This is a genomic window from Herbiconiux sp. FW305-C-125, from assembly GCF_058783455.1.
Genome location: NZ_JBYSYO010000017.1, coordinates 1 through 16,809 on the forward strand (window position 1 = coordinate 1; position 16,809 = coordinate 16,809).

Sequence of the window (16,809 nt, forward strand, 5' to 3'; positions counted from 1 at the left end):
TCCCCGGTGGCCACGCTGTTCTTTCAGTGGGGCCGTTGTTACTCGGGGTTCGTTACACCACTCTACGGGGCACTACTAAGTCCCGAAAATCCTTCGATTTCCGGGACTTCTTGGTCGGCCTAATAGGTCGCTATTCAAACCACTCATTTACAGAGGTCGGCCTGCGAAATCTCGAGCTTCTACACGAGCGGTCCCGCTGCGGCAGGCCGCAGCGGGACGGGGTGAAGCGAGAAGTACGAAATCTCGATCGGCGCCTCGGCCCAGAGCGCCTAGCTCAAATCGGGCTTGACTACATCGCCGGACACTCGACGATTCAGATCATGAAGCGCTACGAGATTGGGAAGAGCAGCGTCCTACGCATCCTCCGCGATCAGGGCATACCCACTAGACCAGGAACACGCGAACAAGGCCCCATCAACCGGGGACCATCCTCGCTGAGGTACCCCCGCCAGGGCACCCAATGAGCCGTTGAAGGCGAGTGCCGTCTCGCTAAGTCTGAGTGTGACTGATTTAGCTGGCCAGTCAATCCGCCGATCGTCCCGTTACTGATCTCTTTTCGAACAATCGATGTCGTTTGAAGAAGCTAACGAGTTCCAGCGTGCGATCAGCGAACAACTCGTCGAGATGCGGATCTTCGCTTCCGTCCACCTCACCTTTCAGTTCCCTCAACTGCGCGCTTACACGCTCGAGTGCGCTCGGCGATAGATCGTCCTCGACGAGCTCGATTGCGAGCGCTCGCCATGCGGCACCCCATCCAGAAATCCAGCCTCTGAGGGCGTGAGTGGCGATCCACTGAGCTTGCCGAAGCGCCACAGCTTCGTCCAAGTCCAGTTCATGGGACACGTCGCCCATTTCGTCCAGAACCATTCGCCCTAGTACGCGCAACTCACCGACAGGTATCAAAGCCGGGTTGTCGTCGGGAGTGTCCGGAATCGTTAGTAACGCAGCTGTCGAAATAGTCATGATCGTCTCTTGGGCTTGAGTATGAGGGTCGGAAGCGCTCAAGTGAAGCCGTCAAATTAACAACAGCGTGCAACCGACACAGCCTTGAAGCTTCCAAAGCACTTAGGTTGAAATGTCGTCGTCCCATGTAAGGAATGAAGCAATGACGAGTCGCGAAGTCAACTAGCGACCACTCGGAAACGCCACATCGCTCGTACGGCTCCGAGGCGGTCATTGCTACGCGACAGCACGACGGTGATTGGTCTGGTCCGCGCAGTCGGGACGACGCGCGCGTCGTTTGAGCGGCCTGGGTGCGATCGCTTCCCTTCCTATACCGCCAGGTTCGCGAGCGGCGCGACGGCCGCATGCCAATGCCTCCCGACAAGCAGCACGATAATTCGCTGACGTGCGCGTGAGAACACAACGTAGAGCAGCCGGCTCGTGTTCGGAAACGGCTCGGCCTCGTTGCCCATGAAATCACCTTCACGAAGCACAACCACGGTCACGTCAGCTTCTCGGCCCTTCGTCTGGTACAAATTCATCAACTGCACTTCCCTCGGATTAAGGTCCGAGTCAGTCAGCGCTGCGTAGCCCGCCTCGCGCGCCTCTGCGCAAATCGACGAGACGATCTGCGTGTCGCTCAGGGCGCTGCTGGTTCGCGTTGCACGAGCAGTCATCACCGAAAGAAGAATTCCTGCCTGTTGCCATGCGCCCGACTTCTGGGGCAGGCCTAGGGCATCGTGCGCCTCGCGCGCCTCGCCAACTACGGCGTCGATGGATGACGCTTCAACAAGCCGGCCCTGAAGCGCATTGAGCCGCTGGCCAAGCGTCTGCGGGCCCGTGCCATCCAATACCTGCCTTGCGAGAGGCGGAACCCTGGCCCCGCGCTGCGCGCTGGTCAGAAACACAGCCAGAGTCTCAAGTACCTGTTCCCATGTCGCGTCTCCAAATCTGAACCGCATCATCGTGGCTTGAGCATCGAGCGCAGCGGCAAGCGCATCACTTAGCCCGGCGATCTCGTGCTCGATGCCTTCCGCCTCTAGTGCATCGGAGAGCGACGCAAGCATGTCATTGTGATGGGTGAACACCGCCACTCCGAGCTCATCAGCTCGGAGTTCGGTAATGAGTTGCGCCACGCTGGATGCTTCGTCGCCGAGGTCGATTCCGCACCGCACTTCTAGACGGCCGTCGTCGATTGCGGCGGCTAAGGCGGGTGAGCCGAACGCACGCGTTCGAACGGCGTTCGCAACTGCGGGAATGACCCCGGAAGGGTCGCGGAACGACGTCTCCGGTAGATGGATCGTGTTCTCTTGTCCGGCCGCCAAGCACGCTTCATTGATTCTCTCCACGCGAACCCCGTCTGCAGCAAGGAATGTGTAGATGCACTGATTAGGATCTCCGAGCAGAATCACGCGGCTGACAGGAGAAATAAGCGCGAGCAATTCTTGCTGCGCGTCGCCGGTGTCCTGGAACTCGTCGACGATGACAAGACCCCATCGAGAACGAAGGTGCGTCGCTACAGCCGGCGCTGACTGTGCGATCTCGAGCGCAAGCGGGATCAGCCGCCCGAACCCGATCTCGTTCGGCGCCAGCCCAAGCTTCTCTCGGGCGGGACTTACCAGCGCCGCATCACCGTGCCCGATCAAGCTTCCAAACCTCCGCACGACGGAGAAGGCCAAGGAGTGAAATGTCATCACATCGACGCGGTCAGCATGAATCCCGAGAACTGCGCTCGTTCTCGAAGCGATCCGCGCCACGGAAGCTCGAGAGAATGAAAGGAACAACACCCTCTCGTACGGCTTGGCCTCTCGAACTCGATCGAGATGCGCGGCCGCGGCAGCCAACGCGCTCGTCGTTTTTCCGACTCCAGCCCCGCCGAGCACCACCGTCAACTCCGCTTCAGTCGCAACGACCTGCGCCTGCTCGGGGTTCTGCGCGTTCCAAGTCATGACGGCGGAGGGACATCGATGCGCCCCAGATCGCCGGCGCACAGGGCCTCAATGACAGCTCGCCCCGTTGGGGGCTGATAGGTCAGGGCTTCGACCCATGCCGACCCAAGACCCTGTTTCTTCAGGATCTTCCTCGTGATGAGGTGCTCCGCAATTGCATCGTCATCAATGCCATCCGGCAGCGCAGGCATTCCAAGCTCCGCGAGCGATTCGACGACCTCCCGCAGCTTCACCCCCGGGACCCCACGAATAAGCGCAGCTTCGACCGCCGTACGGTCTGGGAGTACAACGAGCTGTTCGCAGACTTCGGCCAACCGAGCGACGGCTGGGTCCTCCTGCCCGGGCCTATCGTTGTCCACAATGGCGCGCACGCGGAACCCGAGCTGGAGCGCAATATCGGCTACACCCGGCAAGCGCGAAATGCCGCCGTCAGTGCCCGGTGGGGCTATCAGACGGATGCCGTTTGCGGCCAGACTGTGCCTTCGCTCGCCGGACTTCTTGTAAAGTCTTGCGGCAAGCGGGCCGTAGCCTTCTACGTCCAGAGGACCCTCCACCAGAGCAACGACACGCGTGCTGAGCGCGGAAAGCAACTGATCGAGAACCAGTCGACGCGTGATGCGGGCGGCCTTGTCTGTAGTCTCCGTGAGTCGATACTGAGCGCGACCGTTGTCGGTACGCACGAAGCGCATGAGTTCTTCTGGCTTGAACGCGCGAACGACTTCGGAGCGACGCGTGGTCAATATTGACTGACCTGCGGTCGAATGAAGCAGGCCCGCCATGTACTCGGACGACGAGGCGTCCAAACCATCCCCGAAGTCATCTGCGATGACAACGACGCCGGAGTCTGCGTCACGCGCGGCCGCGACCGCCTCAGCCACAGAAAATACGTTCTGGATTGTGGATCCGTGGGAACGAATAGGTAAAGGTCCGGCCGCATTCAGAGCGAGGACAGGCTGCAGAGCACGTAGGAGAGACGCGAGCGATCCGTCATCCGCGGCGAACTCCACCGTATTCGGATCCTCAATGCCTAACAGCACGTCCGGACCCGCATCCAGCACATTGCCGATTACCTCAGTCACAACGGACGTGGTCGCGAAATCGGCGGTCACGGACTGCACTCCTTGATCGAGCTGCAACAGCGCCTCATCAAGTGCGCTCGAATCTGCCGCCACAAGAAGGGTACGCAGGGCGCCTTCGGCACGGAGCTGCAACGCGGGCGAACTGTCGATGAACTGCACCGGAAGTGCCTCGCGCTCCACGCGGCTAATACGCTTGAACGAGTTGGCTGCCGGATCGCTTCGCGCCGGGAAGTCCACCCAGTGTTCGCCGCTGTCCGAATCGAGGTCATAGCGGATCCGGTAGCAAAGCCGGACACCTAGCACCGCCTCGCCAGCACCAGTAGTCCCGGCTGGCTCCGCGGTCGCAACGTCGAACGCCTCGAGGCTGTCGTTCAGCAGCGCTTCGAGTTGCTCGCCCAGATCAAGGAGTGTGACTTCGACCTCCGTGAGCAACTCGTCCGAGGTGGCTACCACGGGCCGAAAGATGTCGAGGGGATTAACCCGCGCGCGGGTACTTCTTGGATCAAGCACGCGACGGAGTGCCTCGACGAAGTCGCTCCGTCCGGCCCGCGGCTCACCCGCTATTACTGTATCCGCTGGCAGTAAGAAGTTCGCGGTCTCAAATCCGCGAAAGCGCTCGATCCGAATCTTGGCGACCCTCATGACAACGCCGCCGATATCGGCACCCGTGATGCCGCGATCTCGTACAGCCCGACCGGCAGCCCCGATCCCGCAAGAAACGACACCTCGTCAATGCCCGCGTCGCGTAGCACCTCGCGCGCACGCGGCAACATCGAAGGCATCTCTAGTGATGAGATTCGCCCTGGCTCCGCCCGTCTCCAACCGTTCTGCGACATCCGAATGACGGCGTTACGGTAGGACACGTCACTCATCACGCCGAGAGCCCGAGCTCGGTAGAGAAGCGCCGCGAGGCTCACACCCCAGTACTCTTTGAGCTCGGCAAGAGTGGCCCACGCTTTACCCGCTGTCGAGGTCGGAAGAGACGGTGCAATCTCCTCGGCCGGCATTAGGAACTCCGACGCGAACCGGTTGGCCTGAACCTCCGCGATCTTCCCACCGGGCTCAGCGTCGTGGTGCATGATCAGATGCCCAAGCTCGTGAGCAGCGTCGAAGCGTTGCCGGTAGTAGTCATCCTTCACCGGGTTCAAAACTATGATCGGCCGGGTCGCCGAGTGCAGTGAGTAAGCGTCGATCGAGGCCACGCCCGGCTCGCTAAACACCACGACGACACCGCTGCGCTCGACGAGCCGAACCACATGCTGCACCGGCCCAGGCGCGATACCGAAGAAATCACGTGCTTCTCGCGCAGCCTGCTCTGGTGTCATGGACACCTCGTCTGGGTCGACTGGCAGATCCGGGAGGAGCGCCTCCGGGAACTCAACCGCGTTGTCCAACATGCCGGCGATCTCCGCGACGAAACGACCATACGCCTCAGCTTCGTCCTGTGCGATCTGCGGCGTCGAACGGAGTGAGCGGAAGTGCGGCTTGTTTGCCTTCGGGGGTGCCCCTCCCCCGAAGAACTGTGGCTCGACTTGGAGCGCCAGTGCGAGCTTTGCCACGGTGGCCCGGTTCGGCTGCTTGGCGCCGCTCTCCCAGGCGGTCACTGAGGCCGGCGACATCTCGATCAAGCTAGCTAGATGAGACTTCTTGAGCCCCTTGAGCTGTCGCGCCATAGTGAGGCGCTCACCGTTGAAGAACGAAGCTGCGGCGGCGAGTGTCTGGGACGGCCGACGCGCGTCAGCCACGGGTGGCGCCCGATCCTTCCCCCGCAGCGGTTCGTTTGATGCGCACCGGAATGTCCTCGACGTCTGTCGATGCTCCGCTCATAGGCATGTCTGGCAACATCGGAAGTCCTGTTCCGCCCGTCGGGGTGCCGCCAGAGAGCACCAATACCTTCCAGTGCCAGCACTCATCCTCGGCGGACGCCGGGTTCTTGCTCTGCCCGATGTAGAGCTCGAACTGCTTAGTCGTGGGATCAAAGGCGTGTGCCGCGACGAGGGTGATCCCCTCGAAGTCACCGTCGTCGGGAATGCCAGGGATCGACTCCAAGCCGAACTCTTCGTCATTGAAAAGCGTATCGCCAGCCACGAACAGCTGGTCCGCAACGCGCTTCTTGGCGTTGCTACGCCGCACCCAATTGATCTCGTCGATCTCACCGAAGGGGTAGGACTGCAGCAATACGCGATAATCCCCGGCAGCCCAGCCTGGAGATCCCTTGTAGTCCCGGCGGGTTATCGCGTCCGCCGAAAGCGTCGGCATAGAGTCGAAGGCCCGAGGGGTTATGCCTCTCTTGAGGACGTCCTCGCCGCGGCGGTCACCAAGCCCCTCGCCCAGCTTGAAACGGCCGTTCGCGGTTGCCCGGTCGAGGAGATCTCGCAGGTGCTTGAAATTGAGAAAGCCGATGACGCCCTGGTCGTGGCCTTGGTCCTCATCGTAGAGCTGGTCTGTCGCGGCGAAAGCCACCGGAGCTCCCCACTTGAATGCATCGAGCAGTCCAGATTCCTGGAGGGCGGCCAGGGCGTCTCGTTCAGCGGTCATAGTCAGAAATTACCCCATGGCCAGTGCACCCTGTGTCAATTTTTACTCTCGGCGTGTTGTTGCACTCGAGAACGGCCCCTCCTCGCCCTGCACGCTCTCCGATTGTTCGACACTCAGGGGTGTAAGCGATTACGCATTAACGCGCGCGGGCATCGGCAGCACAACAGAGCATCAGGTGTCACGGCCTCCATCCATCCTGCGGAGGTCGAGGACGGCGTGCCGCCTCGCTTTCGGTTGCTAGCTGCGGTCTGGCGCGAGCATTCGCTGCGCGCGAACTCCGGGATCGTCGGAACGAGTAGAGGTACCTGGCGAGGGCACCTGGGCTGCTACCGCCTGGCCGAGGATACGGCCCACCAGGTAGGTACATATCGCGTCGCGGGGACTATCGACGCGGCAATGAAATTGAGACGGAGCCGCGCCTAACGGCTCTAGTTCGACACCCTCGCATCGACCCGAGGACGCCTAATCCGTCCGCCACCATCGTGTCTTAGGAGAATCCTAAGACCATTCGTTGGTGGCGCACTCACCGAGGTTCACACGTGGTCTAGCCTCAAGGTGTGTTGCATGACGGCCCGTCCCACCCGATAAGCTTCATGCCGGGCGACGAGGAGAGAGAACTGATTCTCCCTCCAACTGGCGGTCGGGACATCTGTTCGATCTGCCGCGGAGTGGATTACGATCACGGATCGTACTGCGAGAACTGCCGCGAAAACGCCTCTTCACTTCAGACTCCATGCATACCGCTGACTGTTATCTCGCTTTATGAGCGCCCCAGTCGCCTTCGGGACTGGCTTACCTTCTACAAAAGCACCGATGAATCTCTAGCGGACCAGGCTGCGGTGTCTGCCATTTCGTCAATCTTCTCGAACTTCTTCAATGCGAACGAGACTTGGTTACGAAAGTTGGGAATCGATTATTCCGTGGTCGTCCCTTCGACGATCCGCCCAGCCCCACACCCGCTCGCAATGGTCTTGGGAGACCAGCGTCCTCAGATGAGCTTCGAGTCTGTCCTTCGTCGCACTACCGAACCATTGGGGCACAACGCGCCCCACGCGGCGGCATTCGTAGCGGACGGCAGCCACGAGGGCGAGCGTGTGCTACTCGTCGACGATGTCTACACATCTGGCGCACGTGCACAAAGCGCCGCCTTTGCGCTGTCCGCTGCCGGAGCTGAAGTGAAGGCGTTATGCGTCCTTGGACGGCGATACAACCCGACCTATAGTGAGACAGCTGCGGGCGTGCTAGCCGCTCAGCGTCGCACACCGTTCATGTGGAGCCTTGCCGAACGCGATCAGGCAAACATCGCATTTCGGACTGCCTGAACTGCAGCATTAGCCGCAAGGGCAATCTGGGTGCTGTCCAGCTGCTTCCAGAGTGTTTCGACGTTAGGGTCATCAAGCCCAAGTGCTTCGGGAGAACTGCTTTCCCAAAGTTCCTTTGCGGCTCCCCCGCTTGCGGCTACGGGAATTACGGGGATAGCGAAGGTGCGCGCCAGTGCGACCTCCTCGGATGTGCGAGACCCTCCTCCAACGAGAAGTAGCGCACGCACACCGGGAAACACGAGCTGACGCATCTCCTCAATGTCGAGCTCAGTGAAAATCGCGGTTCCGACTCGATGTTCAATGGGTATGGATTCCCTTGAACCCGGCCTGGCCTTGCGGAAGTAGAACTTGATCTTCTCGGGACGATATGTCGCTGGGCTCATTGCATCCCGATAGGCCTTACTGACCACTTGGCCCGCGTCCCCGCCGAACGAAACGACTCCGAACTCTGGGTCGGGCATCGAGTCGAGCGCAACAGCAATCGTCTCCGCGAGACGCCGAGCTGTCTCGTCCTCCTTCTTGAAGCTCCCCGACACAAAAAGAGTCGGCGGACGGCTGCGAACTTCGAGCCTTCCTAAGAGGGGGTCGAGAGCATTGTGTGAGTCAATTTCGTGCACGCTCACACCCGACCTTTCTAGATCCATAATGCGCAACTGCTGTAGTCGATCGTCGGTGCGGTCCGCCTTCTTTGAAAACACCGCATAATGCTGCGGCACGTCCACCCCGGTGGGCAGTGAACGCGAAAGTCGCAGCAGAAGATTGAGATTTGGGTCGTCGAAACTAAACCCGAGAAACAGCATGCTGTTCGTCAACCACGTTGCGCGGAGCCGTGACCACGTAATTGGGTGCTGAGCTTCATACTGCTCGAAGTGAGAGCGCGTTATCACCGGCGGTCGTTGCCACTGCAGCTCGCCCGGTCTGCCTAAAGTCAACGAACCGTGCATCTTGGTTACGCGCTTAGTGCCAGATCCCGAGGCCGCCGGATTGCTTGCGTAATCTGACTCATCCACAATCCGTTGAAACGCGCTCGAACGCTCTCCTAGGGCGGCCTCGATGAGGTTGTCGTAATTGGTCGTCCAGTAATCGCGCACACGTAGTGCAGCTAACGTCCTCTGAGTCGCGGTAGGTCCTATCTCGACATCTATTACTTTCCTGATTTCGCCATCGAGCCACCCCTCACCACGAACCAACGCGATGTACTCGGCAGCGAGCGGAGCATCTGCAATGGACTCCGGTACCTGCGCGCTTGCACGGGCACCTCCGATCAGTCCATTCCACCCTGGCAAACCGGCGCCTTGCGAGATGCCAGCGCCTATGAAGAGCGTTGCATCTCCAACGTGCATCGCACGGGCGAATCCGGCGACGAGGTCTCGCTCTGAGATGACCATCTCAATACGGTACTAGGACACAACAGATGTTGACGCGTCAGGCAGCTTCCACACGACGCGGGGGACATCTCCGTGTTCGTTTGCGGAGATCCGAAGAGCCGCACGGCCGCCGAGCATTTGATGCGCGATCCATCGCTCATCGACAATCGGGGTGAGCAGTAATGCGCGGGCCCAGAATCGGATCTGCTCATCGAATGTCAGTAGGCGGCTCCCGTAGAAATGAAAGGATCTTCCGGACGCAACCAAGACGCCGGGTTCGGCAATCGCTTGCACACATGCTTCTGCGGTTTGCGTTCCACCGGGGCGGGCTGATTTCACAGAGAAATCGAGCATTGGTATATACCGAATCGAACCGTCGATTGTCGTCACGGCCGAGTCGATCGTCATGGCGTCCCTCCCATGAACTCCTGCAGCCAGCTCAGCAATCTTCTCGGCTACCGTGTCATCGACTCGTACCGAAACGGCCGGGTCATTTTGCGGGTCCTGGTGGAACAAAGCAGAGCGCAAGATCTCGATAGGCACACCGCCACGCTGATCCTCACCCACGTCAAATAGCGCATGCCAGAACGGCGTACCTTCGTCGGACCGAATCTGTCTTGCTTTTTGAATCAGAGCTTCACTTTGGATGGCGCCGGCGACCCTCTTTTGCACGCGTGGAGCCGCCGACACTCGACGAAGGGTAATGCGAGAATTTTGCGGTAACTGCGCTGCGATCTCTCGGACGAGATCGCGGACGGACTCGTTCGTCATTACGGCTCCCTTGGATCTTCATCGGACGACTCAACCGTAGACGCAACCCACGACATCAGCCGGGACGCGAGGGTGTCCCGCGGTGCGGGCAGTTATGTCCGCTTGAACAAAGACCGATCGACATAACAGGTTGCAACCCCGCCGTACAGTCAAACAGAGTAGATCACACAAAATCGGGCCTTCCGGAGCACCAGAACTCGTCGATACCCAAGGCAGCTAAGGCAGGGGAACGCCTCCCAGACTGGGGGCCCGTTCCGGAGACCATTATCGGATCAGCCCACGCGATGTTGACGGTTGTCGCCATGGGGTCGAGCGTCGACCACGAAGTGGGAGTGCGCACCGCGAGGTTGTGCACGTTCAGACCCGCCGCGACTACTACGGTTGGATTGTGGCTGCGCCGCCACCCATTAGCAGTCCGCCAATGACCTTCCACCTGGAGATGATCGGGCGGATCTTCGCTCGGCGATGATGAACTCGTCCCGTATAAAGCTTCGGACACTTCGAATAGTCGCGTCTCGTAATCGGTGTTGCTCAGGACGGCTGAAACGAGCGGGTGGGGTAAGTTGCTGCCGTAGCGATTTACCTTCGCGTCGAGTACCCGTCGGAGGTGTTCAACATTGTTCACTCCCTGCGCTCTCCCGGGGCCTCGTACACCGACTAGCGGCCCCTCACCCTTGGTTGGGATAGCCTCGAACTTCAGCAGCCAGCCGTCGTCCTCATAGTATTTCGTTGGTCTCGCGGCCCCGATTTTCTGCGCTTGCGACCTCCAGCTGGCGGACTGAATCTCCGGTGACGCAAGCCAGGACTTGAGCTCCTTTCCGAGTCGGTCGGCTGAAATTGGTCGTGTCCCTATTTGGTGGTGCTCGAAATTCAAAGTGACGTCTTGTGCGGTCATCCTGTCGAGAACGGCCTCTACCTCCGCTCGACGGCGGTCTCTTGCAAGGGCTTCTGGTCGGTGCCCGACTGAGACCGCCTCCAGATAGTAGGGAACATCGTCGTGGACCAGGAAGTCCGGATGCTTCGCGGTGCCAGGGACGTCGGGATGAATCTCAACCTCAAGCCCCAGGCTGGTTGAAACCGTGTAAACGTACATCTCCCAGAATGCGCTGTCGAACTTGGCGTCGCTATCGGAGAGCGCGCTAACGAGGCTGGACCGGTGGCTTTCCGGCACCCGATCAATCCAAGACTCGAGCAGATCGCGGACGGGCTCGTAGTATGTCGCACCAGTCCGATCCAAGAAAGCGAAGATGGTTTCGTTAGCTTTTCGGGGCGTTCTATCCGTTCGACGTCGACTCGCGAATATGCGCACGTCTCTAAGCTAAGGAGTTGCCCGCCGCCGCGCCAAGAAGTGACGGGTTCGTCCCGCTAACCTCGGAGGAGAAATTCCTGCACCGCCCGCTCTGCCGCCGCAATAGGGGGCAAGTAGGCAGCGCGCAGAATCTCTGCCGCTTTCCGATCCAAGTCGGCCGCGTCGCTAGGCGTCGTCGCGCGAAACTGCGACTCAAGCTTCCTGCTCCCGAGCTCTCGCTCTTCAATGAGCGTTTTCCACCCTCGGCTTATTGGCGCAGCCCACTCGATGTACTTCTTGAAAGCATTCTCTCGGAAGTTGCGTGGTAGCGGGTTGTTAGTTCGCTCCATCTCCGCAACCACCTGAAGGTCGAGACGCACTATGAGCGCTGCATCCTTTGTCGAGAGACCTAGCCCGGCACGCATGTGCGCAATAGTCGGCCGACCACGCTCAGTGGCCGGCCGCGGGAAAGTGTCCGCGGCGACCATCCTCACTCCGTATTCGATTAGAGCTGCTGCAGCCACAGTCACAAAGTCGGGATCAGCCGACGCCGCCAGTCCCTCCTGACGCTGAAAAAGCGACGGTGCCTCTTCAACAATTCGAGCAGCTTCGTCCAGGCTCAAGCCCAAACCGAGTCTCAGATCCCGTACGTCAGGTCGAATGTGTGTCGGTCGCTCGTCCTGACGCGTCGGCACGGCTCGAGCCTGCGAGAAGAGGAATTCATCGTTATGACTCCACCGCGGCGCAGGCCGCCGGCGATGACTTGACAACGGCGACGTGTTGCTACGAGAAGTCATCTGAGCGAGTGCAGCTCGCAGCTTCTGGGCGACCTGCCACGAAACCTGACTACTCGGCCCTTTGACACGAACGCCAAGCCGTCGGAGCTCTGAGATGGCGACCTTCGAGTTGAATCCTAACTCTGCAGCGATCTCGTGAACGCGCGGTCGTGCCGGCATTAGAACCTCCAAAGACGCTTATGTTGCGATCGGTGGTGCAGGTCTAGATTCTACTCGGTGTCGAAATTATGTTCGATGGTACTGACCTCGTCTTCAATATTCGAGGCTATGCGCGCCGCGAACGTTGGGCGCTCAAAACTCCGGCAGGCTCGACAAGTTGTTTGTCCACTTGCCGTCAGCGTAAGTGCGCAGATACTTCGGAAAGGCATCCACCACGCCCACGTCGACGCGGTTGCTGCCCGAACCAACATATGCGTTGTTTCCACGCTCGACCCAGGCGACCAAAGTTGGTTTGTCGCTCGAGCCCACGTCACCCGTACCGATCTCCTTCCACCTGTAGGCGGTGATCGTGCTCTCCGTCTTCGGTGTACTTCCGTACCGAACGTGAGTGATCTCAATACTCATGGCTCATTCTCTTCGAACTTCTTTCGCCGATCGTTGCCCTGCGCGTTCAGTATGGGGGCGACCACCGACATCGATGGCCGCTGCGTTCGCAGGTGGTCCTCCGATGCCCGATTCCTTCGGGCTAGAAGGCGAATGAGCACCAGCAAGCCCAAAATAGACGCGTGGCGAGACAACGGCAGCACATGATTCAACGCGCCTATCTCGCGGCTTGGGCATCGAATAAGTCCCAGGTAAAAGTCTGGGACAAGCGAGAAGGAAGCGTCCAGCTTCGCGGATTGAAGCAGGCGACCGTCGTGGACGCCTTCAATCATCCTGAGCACATCGAGAACGGCTTGTGGGTGGCCGAACGGGAAATCGAGTTGATCCGACGATGGGCCGAAGCACAAAGCACCAATGTCTTTCGTGAATCTGACTGGGCAGCGCTCAGCCGATGGGTGAACATGGCCCTGCTGCGGCACCACTTCACCCGGTTCGCTGGGCAAGCCGAAGTCGGTGCAGTGCTTCTGATGAATGATGGTGAGATCCGCAACGCGAATGGCTCTGACGGGATCGCCATTCAGAAGGCACTCACGGACGCCGCGCATGACGGAATCACAACACTCGCGGGCGCACCCATCCAAGGGCAGCCGCCACAATTGAATCTCTCAACATGGGCACACCTCGGAGTGGCACCGGTCCGAAACGGTCAACTCATCACCGGTGACGCCATGGTCACCTTGTTCGCAGGTGCCGACGGGCCGAAGGCCGGTCCGACAGGTCTCCTCATGCCACTCTCACCGTCACGGTTGTTGATCGGGGCACGCTACGGCGCTGAATTTCAGGTCGGTGATATCGAGGTCGACACGATGAATCTCACGGATCCGAACGACGCGACATTTCTTCGATGGATTGGCCGGCTCGCCGACTTGTCAAACGAGCACGTTGCGGGCGACTCACACCGATTCGTCGTGAGCACGGCAGACTCTGAGGTGCTCGGCACATCGACCCGCAGCCCTGGCTCCGACTGATTCTTGCAGCGGGTCAAAGGTCGAATAGAGGCGTCGAAGTGTCTTCGACCTGCGCTAGCGCTTCTGAGTAAGGGCGGATCACAGGTGGCAGCTTGGCATTTGCGCCCGCGAGCAGCTCTTCGACGGTTCGTATCTGGAGTTTGGGGTATGGATTACCGACTGGATCTGCAAATGTGCCGGCGGTGTCGGCGTGAGCCTGCATCCCCTTAGTCGGCTTCCACAACGTAATCAGCAGTCCACCGTCCACGTTGTCATCCCGGGCGATGACACCTTCAAGATCGCGAAGCATCGTAGGGTTTAGCTGCTTGCCACCCTTGACGCTCACCACGATCTGGCCGGGCTTTGTCTTCCTGCCGCGGAAGAAACGAATAAGCCCGTCCCGCCCATGGTCACCTCGCTGCTTTGCATTCGGAGTGCCCTTGGCCAAGGAGACTGCCCAGCGTTCGAAGTCGAACGGGTTTCTATCGAAAAGGGAGTGCGCAGCCGCCAGGTCAGCCGGCACTCCGAGGACTTCGTACGTGCCCTCAATTTCGTCTCCGAACACATCACGCAGGCGATTCCGAATAAGATCCACTGCGATGAAAGTGATATCAATTCCGATCCACTTTCTCTCGAGCTTTTGTGCGGCTGCGATGGTGGTTCCGCATCCGCAGAACGGATCGAGTACTGTCCCATTGGGCGGGCATGACGCCTTGACGATTCGCTCTAACAGCCCCACAGGCTTTTGAGTCGGGTATCCAAGCCGTTCGGGCGAGGTAGGACCTAACCACATCACGTCTTCATCGATGGCCTTGTCGGTTCCGTGAAGCATGCCCTGCGTGCCAGGCTGATAAGCCCAAATGTCACCGAGCGGGTTCCCATCGGTGGCCTTTAAGTAGCGCACCGGTTCTGGCCATGCCTTGCCAGGCGTGACTTCGATCAATCCCGCCGCATAAGCAGCGTCCAACTTCTCGAGTTGGTTCATGAGCTCAAAATCGGGCGGCATCTGTTCAGCTACAAACGACGGCACCGCCCAGTGACGGTTCTTTGCGGACGGGTCAAATCCCATCCACGGCTTCCCCGAATCTCCCGCTCGAATCCCGGCGCCCGTCAGAACGTTCCCGCCACTCGTGAATTTGAATCCCTTCGCATCCTGCGTATATCGCCGCTGGACATGATCCTTCATGTATGGGCGGACCTGATGTTTGAAGTAATACCCATCCGCTTTTGAATAGAACAGGATCACGTCGTGCATCGGCCCGAACGATTTCCTGGGGCTATGGGCACCTGTACGCCGCCAGATGATCTCGTTGCGAAAATTGGAGGGTCCGAATATGGCGTCGAGCATAATCTTCAGGTAGTGGCTGGCTGTCGGATCGCAGTGAAGGTACAAAGACCCTGTCGATTTCAGAACTCGGTGAAGTTCCACTAGTCGCGGAGCCATTGCAACCATGTATGCAGTGAGCGGGGATTCTTTCGTCAATGCACGGATTGCGATGAGGCACTCGGCCGCTACCGGAGGAAGACCGCCGCCTCCGACAAGCTGGTCGTAAGTAGCACTAGTCTCGGCCGACCATCGCCAAGTGTCGTCGAACGCATGGATCTGCGCTGTGGCGTCCCCACCAGAGGACGAAAAGTTGACGTTGTACACCGCATCTGAGTTGAAGGGCGGATCGAGGTAGATGAGATCCACGGACTCGTCAGCGATCGTTCCACGCAGAACTTCCAGATTGTCGCCATAAAACAGCCGATTCAGCATTCCTGGAGACTATCGAGTTGCGCAATCTTATTTAGGGTTCTTTCCCCTCGGCGCGTCAAAAATACGACTGGCACGTGTCGGAGTGGTCGATATGTGAGATTGAATGCCACCTAGTCCCCAGATCAAAGGCCGCGATCGAACGGGGGTAATGAGCGGGCGCACTCAGTGAACGTCCCCTACGAGCACCGCAGGTACCCCTGGTGACTCGCCGCTGACCGTTACAAAGCTACTCGTCTTCGCGCTGGTGGACGCGGGAGACGCTCGCCTCTCGGCAAGTATCGCATCTTCACTCCTGGAGCTGTTAGAGCTGGGCGATCGCCTTAACTGTGGCGCCGAATTGAAGCAGACGCCGAGCGCCCTCTATATCTCGCTTTCGACGGCGCCATCCAACTGATTGCAGAGCGCGTGCACTTGGGTTGACCCTCAGGCCCGACGGCCATGGTATGCAAATGCACGCCCTCGGGCTGCCGGCCCGCGATACCCTCACTCATGGCGTACTGGTGGGCAAGTCAGAACAAGAACTATCGAATCGCAATCCCGAACGGCACCCTCTGGACGCGTCCCCGTGTCGACGGCGTCTACCCAGAGAACCGACGAGCCATCGAAGATCTCGTCCCTGACGACATCGTCTTCCACTACGGAAGCCCCTACGTCAGAGCAGTCAGCCGAGTAGTAGCTCCAGCAACCGATGCCCTCCGCCCAGAAGGCTACCCATACGGTCCCAAAGAGACATCTGCCAACGACCAAGGCCGGCTTGTGCGCGTCGAGCTCATCTCAAGCGGCCTCGAGCTCCACCGAGACCGCGTCGCTGACCTCATTACCTGGGGCACCCCAGGCCCACTCTCGCGACTCGGCGTCCCACGAGAGGCCTACCTCTCCCCTTTGTCCGACCAGGATGCCGACGCTCTCCTAGGCGAGCTCAGCCTGAACGTCCCAGACCGGCACCTGCCCGGCCGTCCCCACGAGAACTGGGCGCCAGGCACGGGTGAGACGGACGCCGAGGCGATCGCCCGCATCCGACGTGAGCAGGGAAGCCTCCGCGCCTACCTCCTGAACGGGCGCTCGACTGCGCCGTGCGCGCTGTGCGGGACGGAGACCCCAGCTGTATTACTCGTTGCCGGGCACATCGTGCCGCGTTCCGAGATCTCTGACGAGGATCGATGGAAGTTCGATCGAATCGCAATGCTGGTCTGCCTTTTCGGATGCGACGCGCTCTTCGAGCACGGGTACATCACGGTGGACGAGGGCGGAGTGACTGCATCCGGCCGCACGACGACCAGTGAACGGCTCATCGCGGAGATCGGCGGACGGATCGGTCGGCCCTCGATCGCTTGGAATCCGCAATCAGTGGAGTCGTTCCGCAGGCACAGGATGCGGCACATCGGGTGAGTCACACGTCACGTGTAACACCTCGGCTCAGGCCACTCCCGGGGGCCTCACGCGATTC

14 protein-coding genes and 1 pseudogene are annotated in these 16,809 nt (G+C 59.9%); 3 read left to right on the forward strand and 12 right to left on the reverse strand.

Features of this window, described 5'->3' with window-relative positions; genetic code table 11:
- Positions 1–522: 522 nt before the first annotated feature.
- From AC3WLB_RS23470 to AC3WLB_RS23490, 5 genes are all read right to left on the reverse strand, one after another.
- On the reverse strand, positions 523–963 hold the full coding sequence (locus AC3WLB_RS23470; RefSeq protein ID WP_492510285.1) for a hypothetical protein: 441 nt from the start codon (positions 961–963) through the stop codon (positions 523–525).
- Between the two features lie 308 nt (positions 964–1,271).
- Complete coding sequence (locus AC3WLB_RS23475) at positions 1,272–2,891, reverse strand: UvrD-helicase domain-containing protein (RefSeq protein ID WP_492510287.1); 1,620 nt, start codon at positions 2,889–2,891, stop codon at positions 1,272–1,274.
- Positions 2,888–4,423 carry a hypothetical protein gene (locus tag AC3WLB_RS23480; protein ID WP_492510289.1) on the reverse strand — a complete coding sequence of 512 codons (1,536 nt, stop codon included), beginning with the start codon at positions 4,421–4,423 and terminating at the stop codon, positions 2,888–2,890. The genes AC3WLB_RS23475 and AC3WLB_RS23480 overlap by 4 nt, the downstream gene beginning before the upstream one ends.
- A 185-nt stretch (positions 4,424–4,608) precedes the next feature.
- Positions 4,609–5,715: an XRE family transcriptional regulator gene (locus AC3WLB_RS23485; RefSeq protein WP_492510291.1), complete on the reverse strand. Its 1,107-nt coding sequence runs from the start codon at positions 5,713–5,715 to the stop codon at positions 4,609–4,611.
- Positions 5,708–6,508, reverse strand: a complete 801-nt coding sequence (locus tag AC3WLB_RS23490) for a hypothetical protein (protein ID WP_492510293.1) — start codon at positions 6,506–6,508, stop codon at positions 5,708–5,710. The genes AC3WLB_RS23485 and AC3WLB_RS23490 overlap by 8 nt, the downstream gene beginning before the upstream one ends.
- A 557-nt stretch (positions 6,509–7,065) precedes the next feature.
- Between AC3WLB_RS23490 and AC3WLB_RS23495 the strand changes: the two genes are divergently transcribed.
- Positions 7,066–7,830, forward strand: coding sequence for a hypothetical protein (locus tag AC3WLB_RS23495; RefSeq protein WP_492510295.1), 765 nt, complete (start codon positions 7,066–7,068; stop codon positions 7,828–7,830).
- Here AC3WLB_RS23495 and AC3WLB_RS23500 read toward each other — a convergent pair.
- From AC3WLB_RS23500 to AC3WLB_RS23525, 6 genes and pseudogenes are all read right to left on the reverse strand, one after another.
- Positions 7,800–9,218, reverse strand: coding sequence for an SIR2 family protein (locus AC3WLB_RS23500; protein ID WP_492510297.1), 1,419 nt, complete (start codon positions 9,216–9,218; stop codon positions 7,800–7,802). The genes AC3WLB_RS23495 and AC3WLB_RS23500 overlap by 31 nt on opposite strands.
- A gap of 12 nt (positions 9,219–9,230) precedes the next feature.
- On the reverse strand, positions 9,231–9,968 hold the full coding sequence (locus AC3WLB_RS23505; RefSeq protein WP_492510299.1) for a primase 1D-like protein: 738 nt from the start codon (positions 9,966–9,968) through the stop codon (positions 9,231–9,233).
- A 163-nt stretch (positions 9,969–10,131) separates the two neighbouring features.
- The gene (locus AC3WLB_RS23510) at positions 10,132–11,277 is read right to left on the reverse strand and encodes a hypothetical protein (protein WP_492510301.1); all 1,146 of its coding nucleotides are present in this window, start codon (positions 11,275–11,277) and stop codon (positions 10,132–10,134) included.
- Between the two features lie 56 nt (positions 11,278–11,333).
- A complete protein-coding gene (locus tag AC3WLB_RS23515) occupies positions 11,334–11,879 on the reverse strand; it encodes a hypothetical protein (protein ID WP_492510349.1) in 546 nt (181 codons plus the stop codon).
- A 192-nt stretch (positions 11,880–12,071) separates the two neighbouring features.
- Positions 12,072–12,212: pseudogene (locus AC3WLB_RS23520) on the reverse strand (translation initiation factor IF-2 N-terminal domain-containing protein); the annotation flags it as partial.
- 132 nt (positions 12,213–12,344) lie between these two features.
- Complete coding sequence (locus AC3WLB_RS23525) at positions 12,345–12,617, reverse strand: DUF3892 domain-containing protein (protein ID WP_492510303.1); 273 nt, start codon at positions 12,615–12,617, stop codon at positions 12,345–12,347.
- 161 nt (positions 12,618–12,778) lie between these two features.
- Here AC3WLB_RS23525 and AC3WLB_RS23530 point away from each other — a divergent pair, with 161 nt between their 5' ends.
- Positions 12,779–13,624 carry a DUF4238 domain-containing protein gene (locus AC3WLB_RS23530; protein WP_492510305.1) on the forward strand — a complete coding sequence of 282 codons (846 nt, stop codon included), beginning with the start codon at positions 12,779–12,781 and terminating at the stop codon, positions 13,622–13,624.
- Positions 13,625–13,637: 13 nt separating this feature from the next.
- Here the strand turns inward: AC3WLB_RS23530 and AC3WLB_RS23535 are convergent, their stop codons facing one another.
- Entirely contained in the window at positions 13,638–15,362 is a 1,725-nt protein-coding gene (locus tag AC3WLB_RS23535; RefSeq protein ID WP_492510307.1) for a DNA methyltransferase, read from the reverse strand.
- Positions 15,363–15,851: 489 nt separating this feature from the next.
- Between AC3WLB_RS23535 and AC3WLB_RS23540 the strand changes: the two genes are divergently transcribed.
- Positions 15,852–16,751, forward strand: a complete 900-nt coding sequence (locus AC3WLB_RS23540) for an HNH endonuclease family protein (protein ID WP_492510309.1) — start codon at positions 15,852–15,854, stop codon at positions 16,749–16,751.
- Positions 16,752–16,809 lie beyond the last annotated feature (58 nt).

Coding starts and splice junctions, on each gene's coding strand:
- AC3WLB_RS23525 (WP_492510303.1), bottom strand. CDS start 12,617: ATGAGTATTGAGATCACTCACGTTCGGTACGGAAGTACACCGAAGACG.
- AC3WLB_RS23535 (WP_492510307.1), bottom strand. CDS start 15,362: ATGCTGAATCGGCTGTTTTATGGCGACAATCTGGAAGTTCTGCGTGGA.
- AC3WLB_RS23490 (WP_492510293.1), bottom strand. CDS start 6,508: ATGACCGCTGAACGAGACGCCCTGGCCGCCCTCCAGGAATCTGGACTG.
- AC3WLB_RS23500 (WP_492510297.1), bottom strand. CDS start 9,218: ATGGTCATCTCAGAGCGAGACCTCGTCGCCGGATTCGCCCGTGCGATG.
- AC3WLB_RS23475 (WP_492510287.1), bottom strand. CDS start 2,891: ATGACTTGGAACGCGCAGAACCCCGAGCAGGCGCAGGTCGTTGCGACT.
- AC3WLB_RS23540 (WP_492510309.1), top strand. CDS start 15,852: ATGGCGTACTGGTGGGCAAGTCAGAACAAGAACTATCGAATCGCAATC.
- AC3WLB_RS23470 (WP_492510285.1), bottom strand. CDS start 963: ATGACTATTTCGACAGCTGCGTTACTAACGATTCCGGACACTCCCGAC.
- AC3WLB_RS23505 (WP_492510299.1), bottom strand. CDS start 9,968: ATGACGAACGAGTCCGTCCGCGATCTCGTCCGAGAGATCGCAGCGCAG.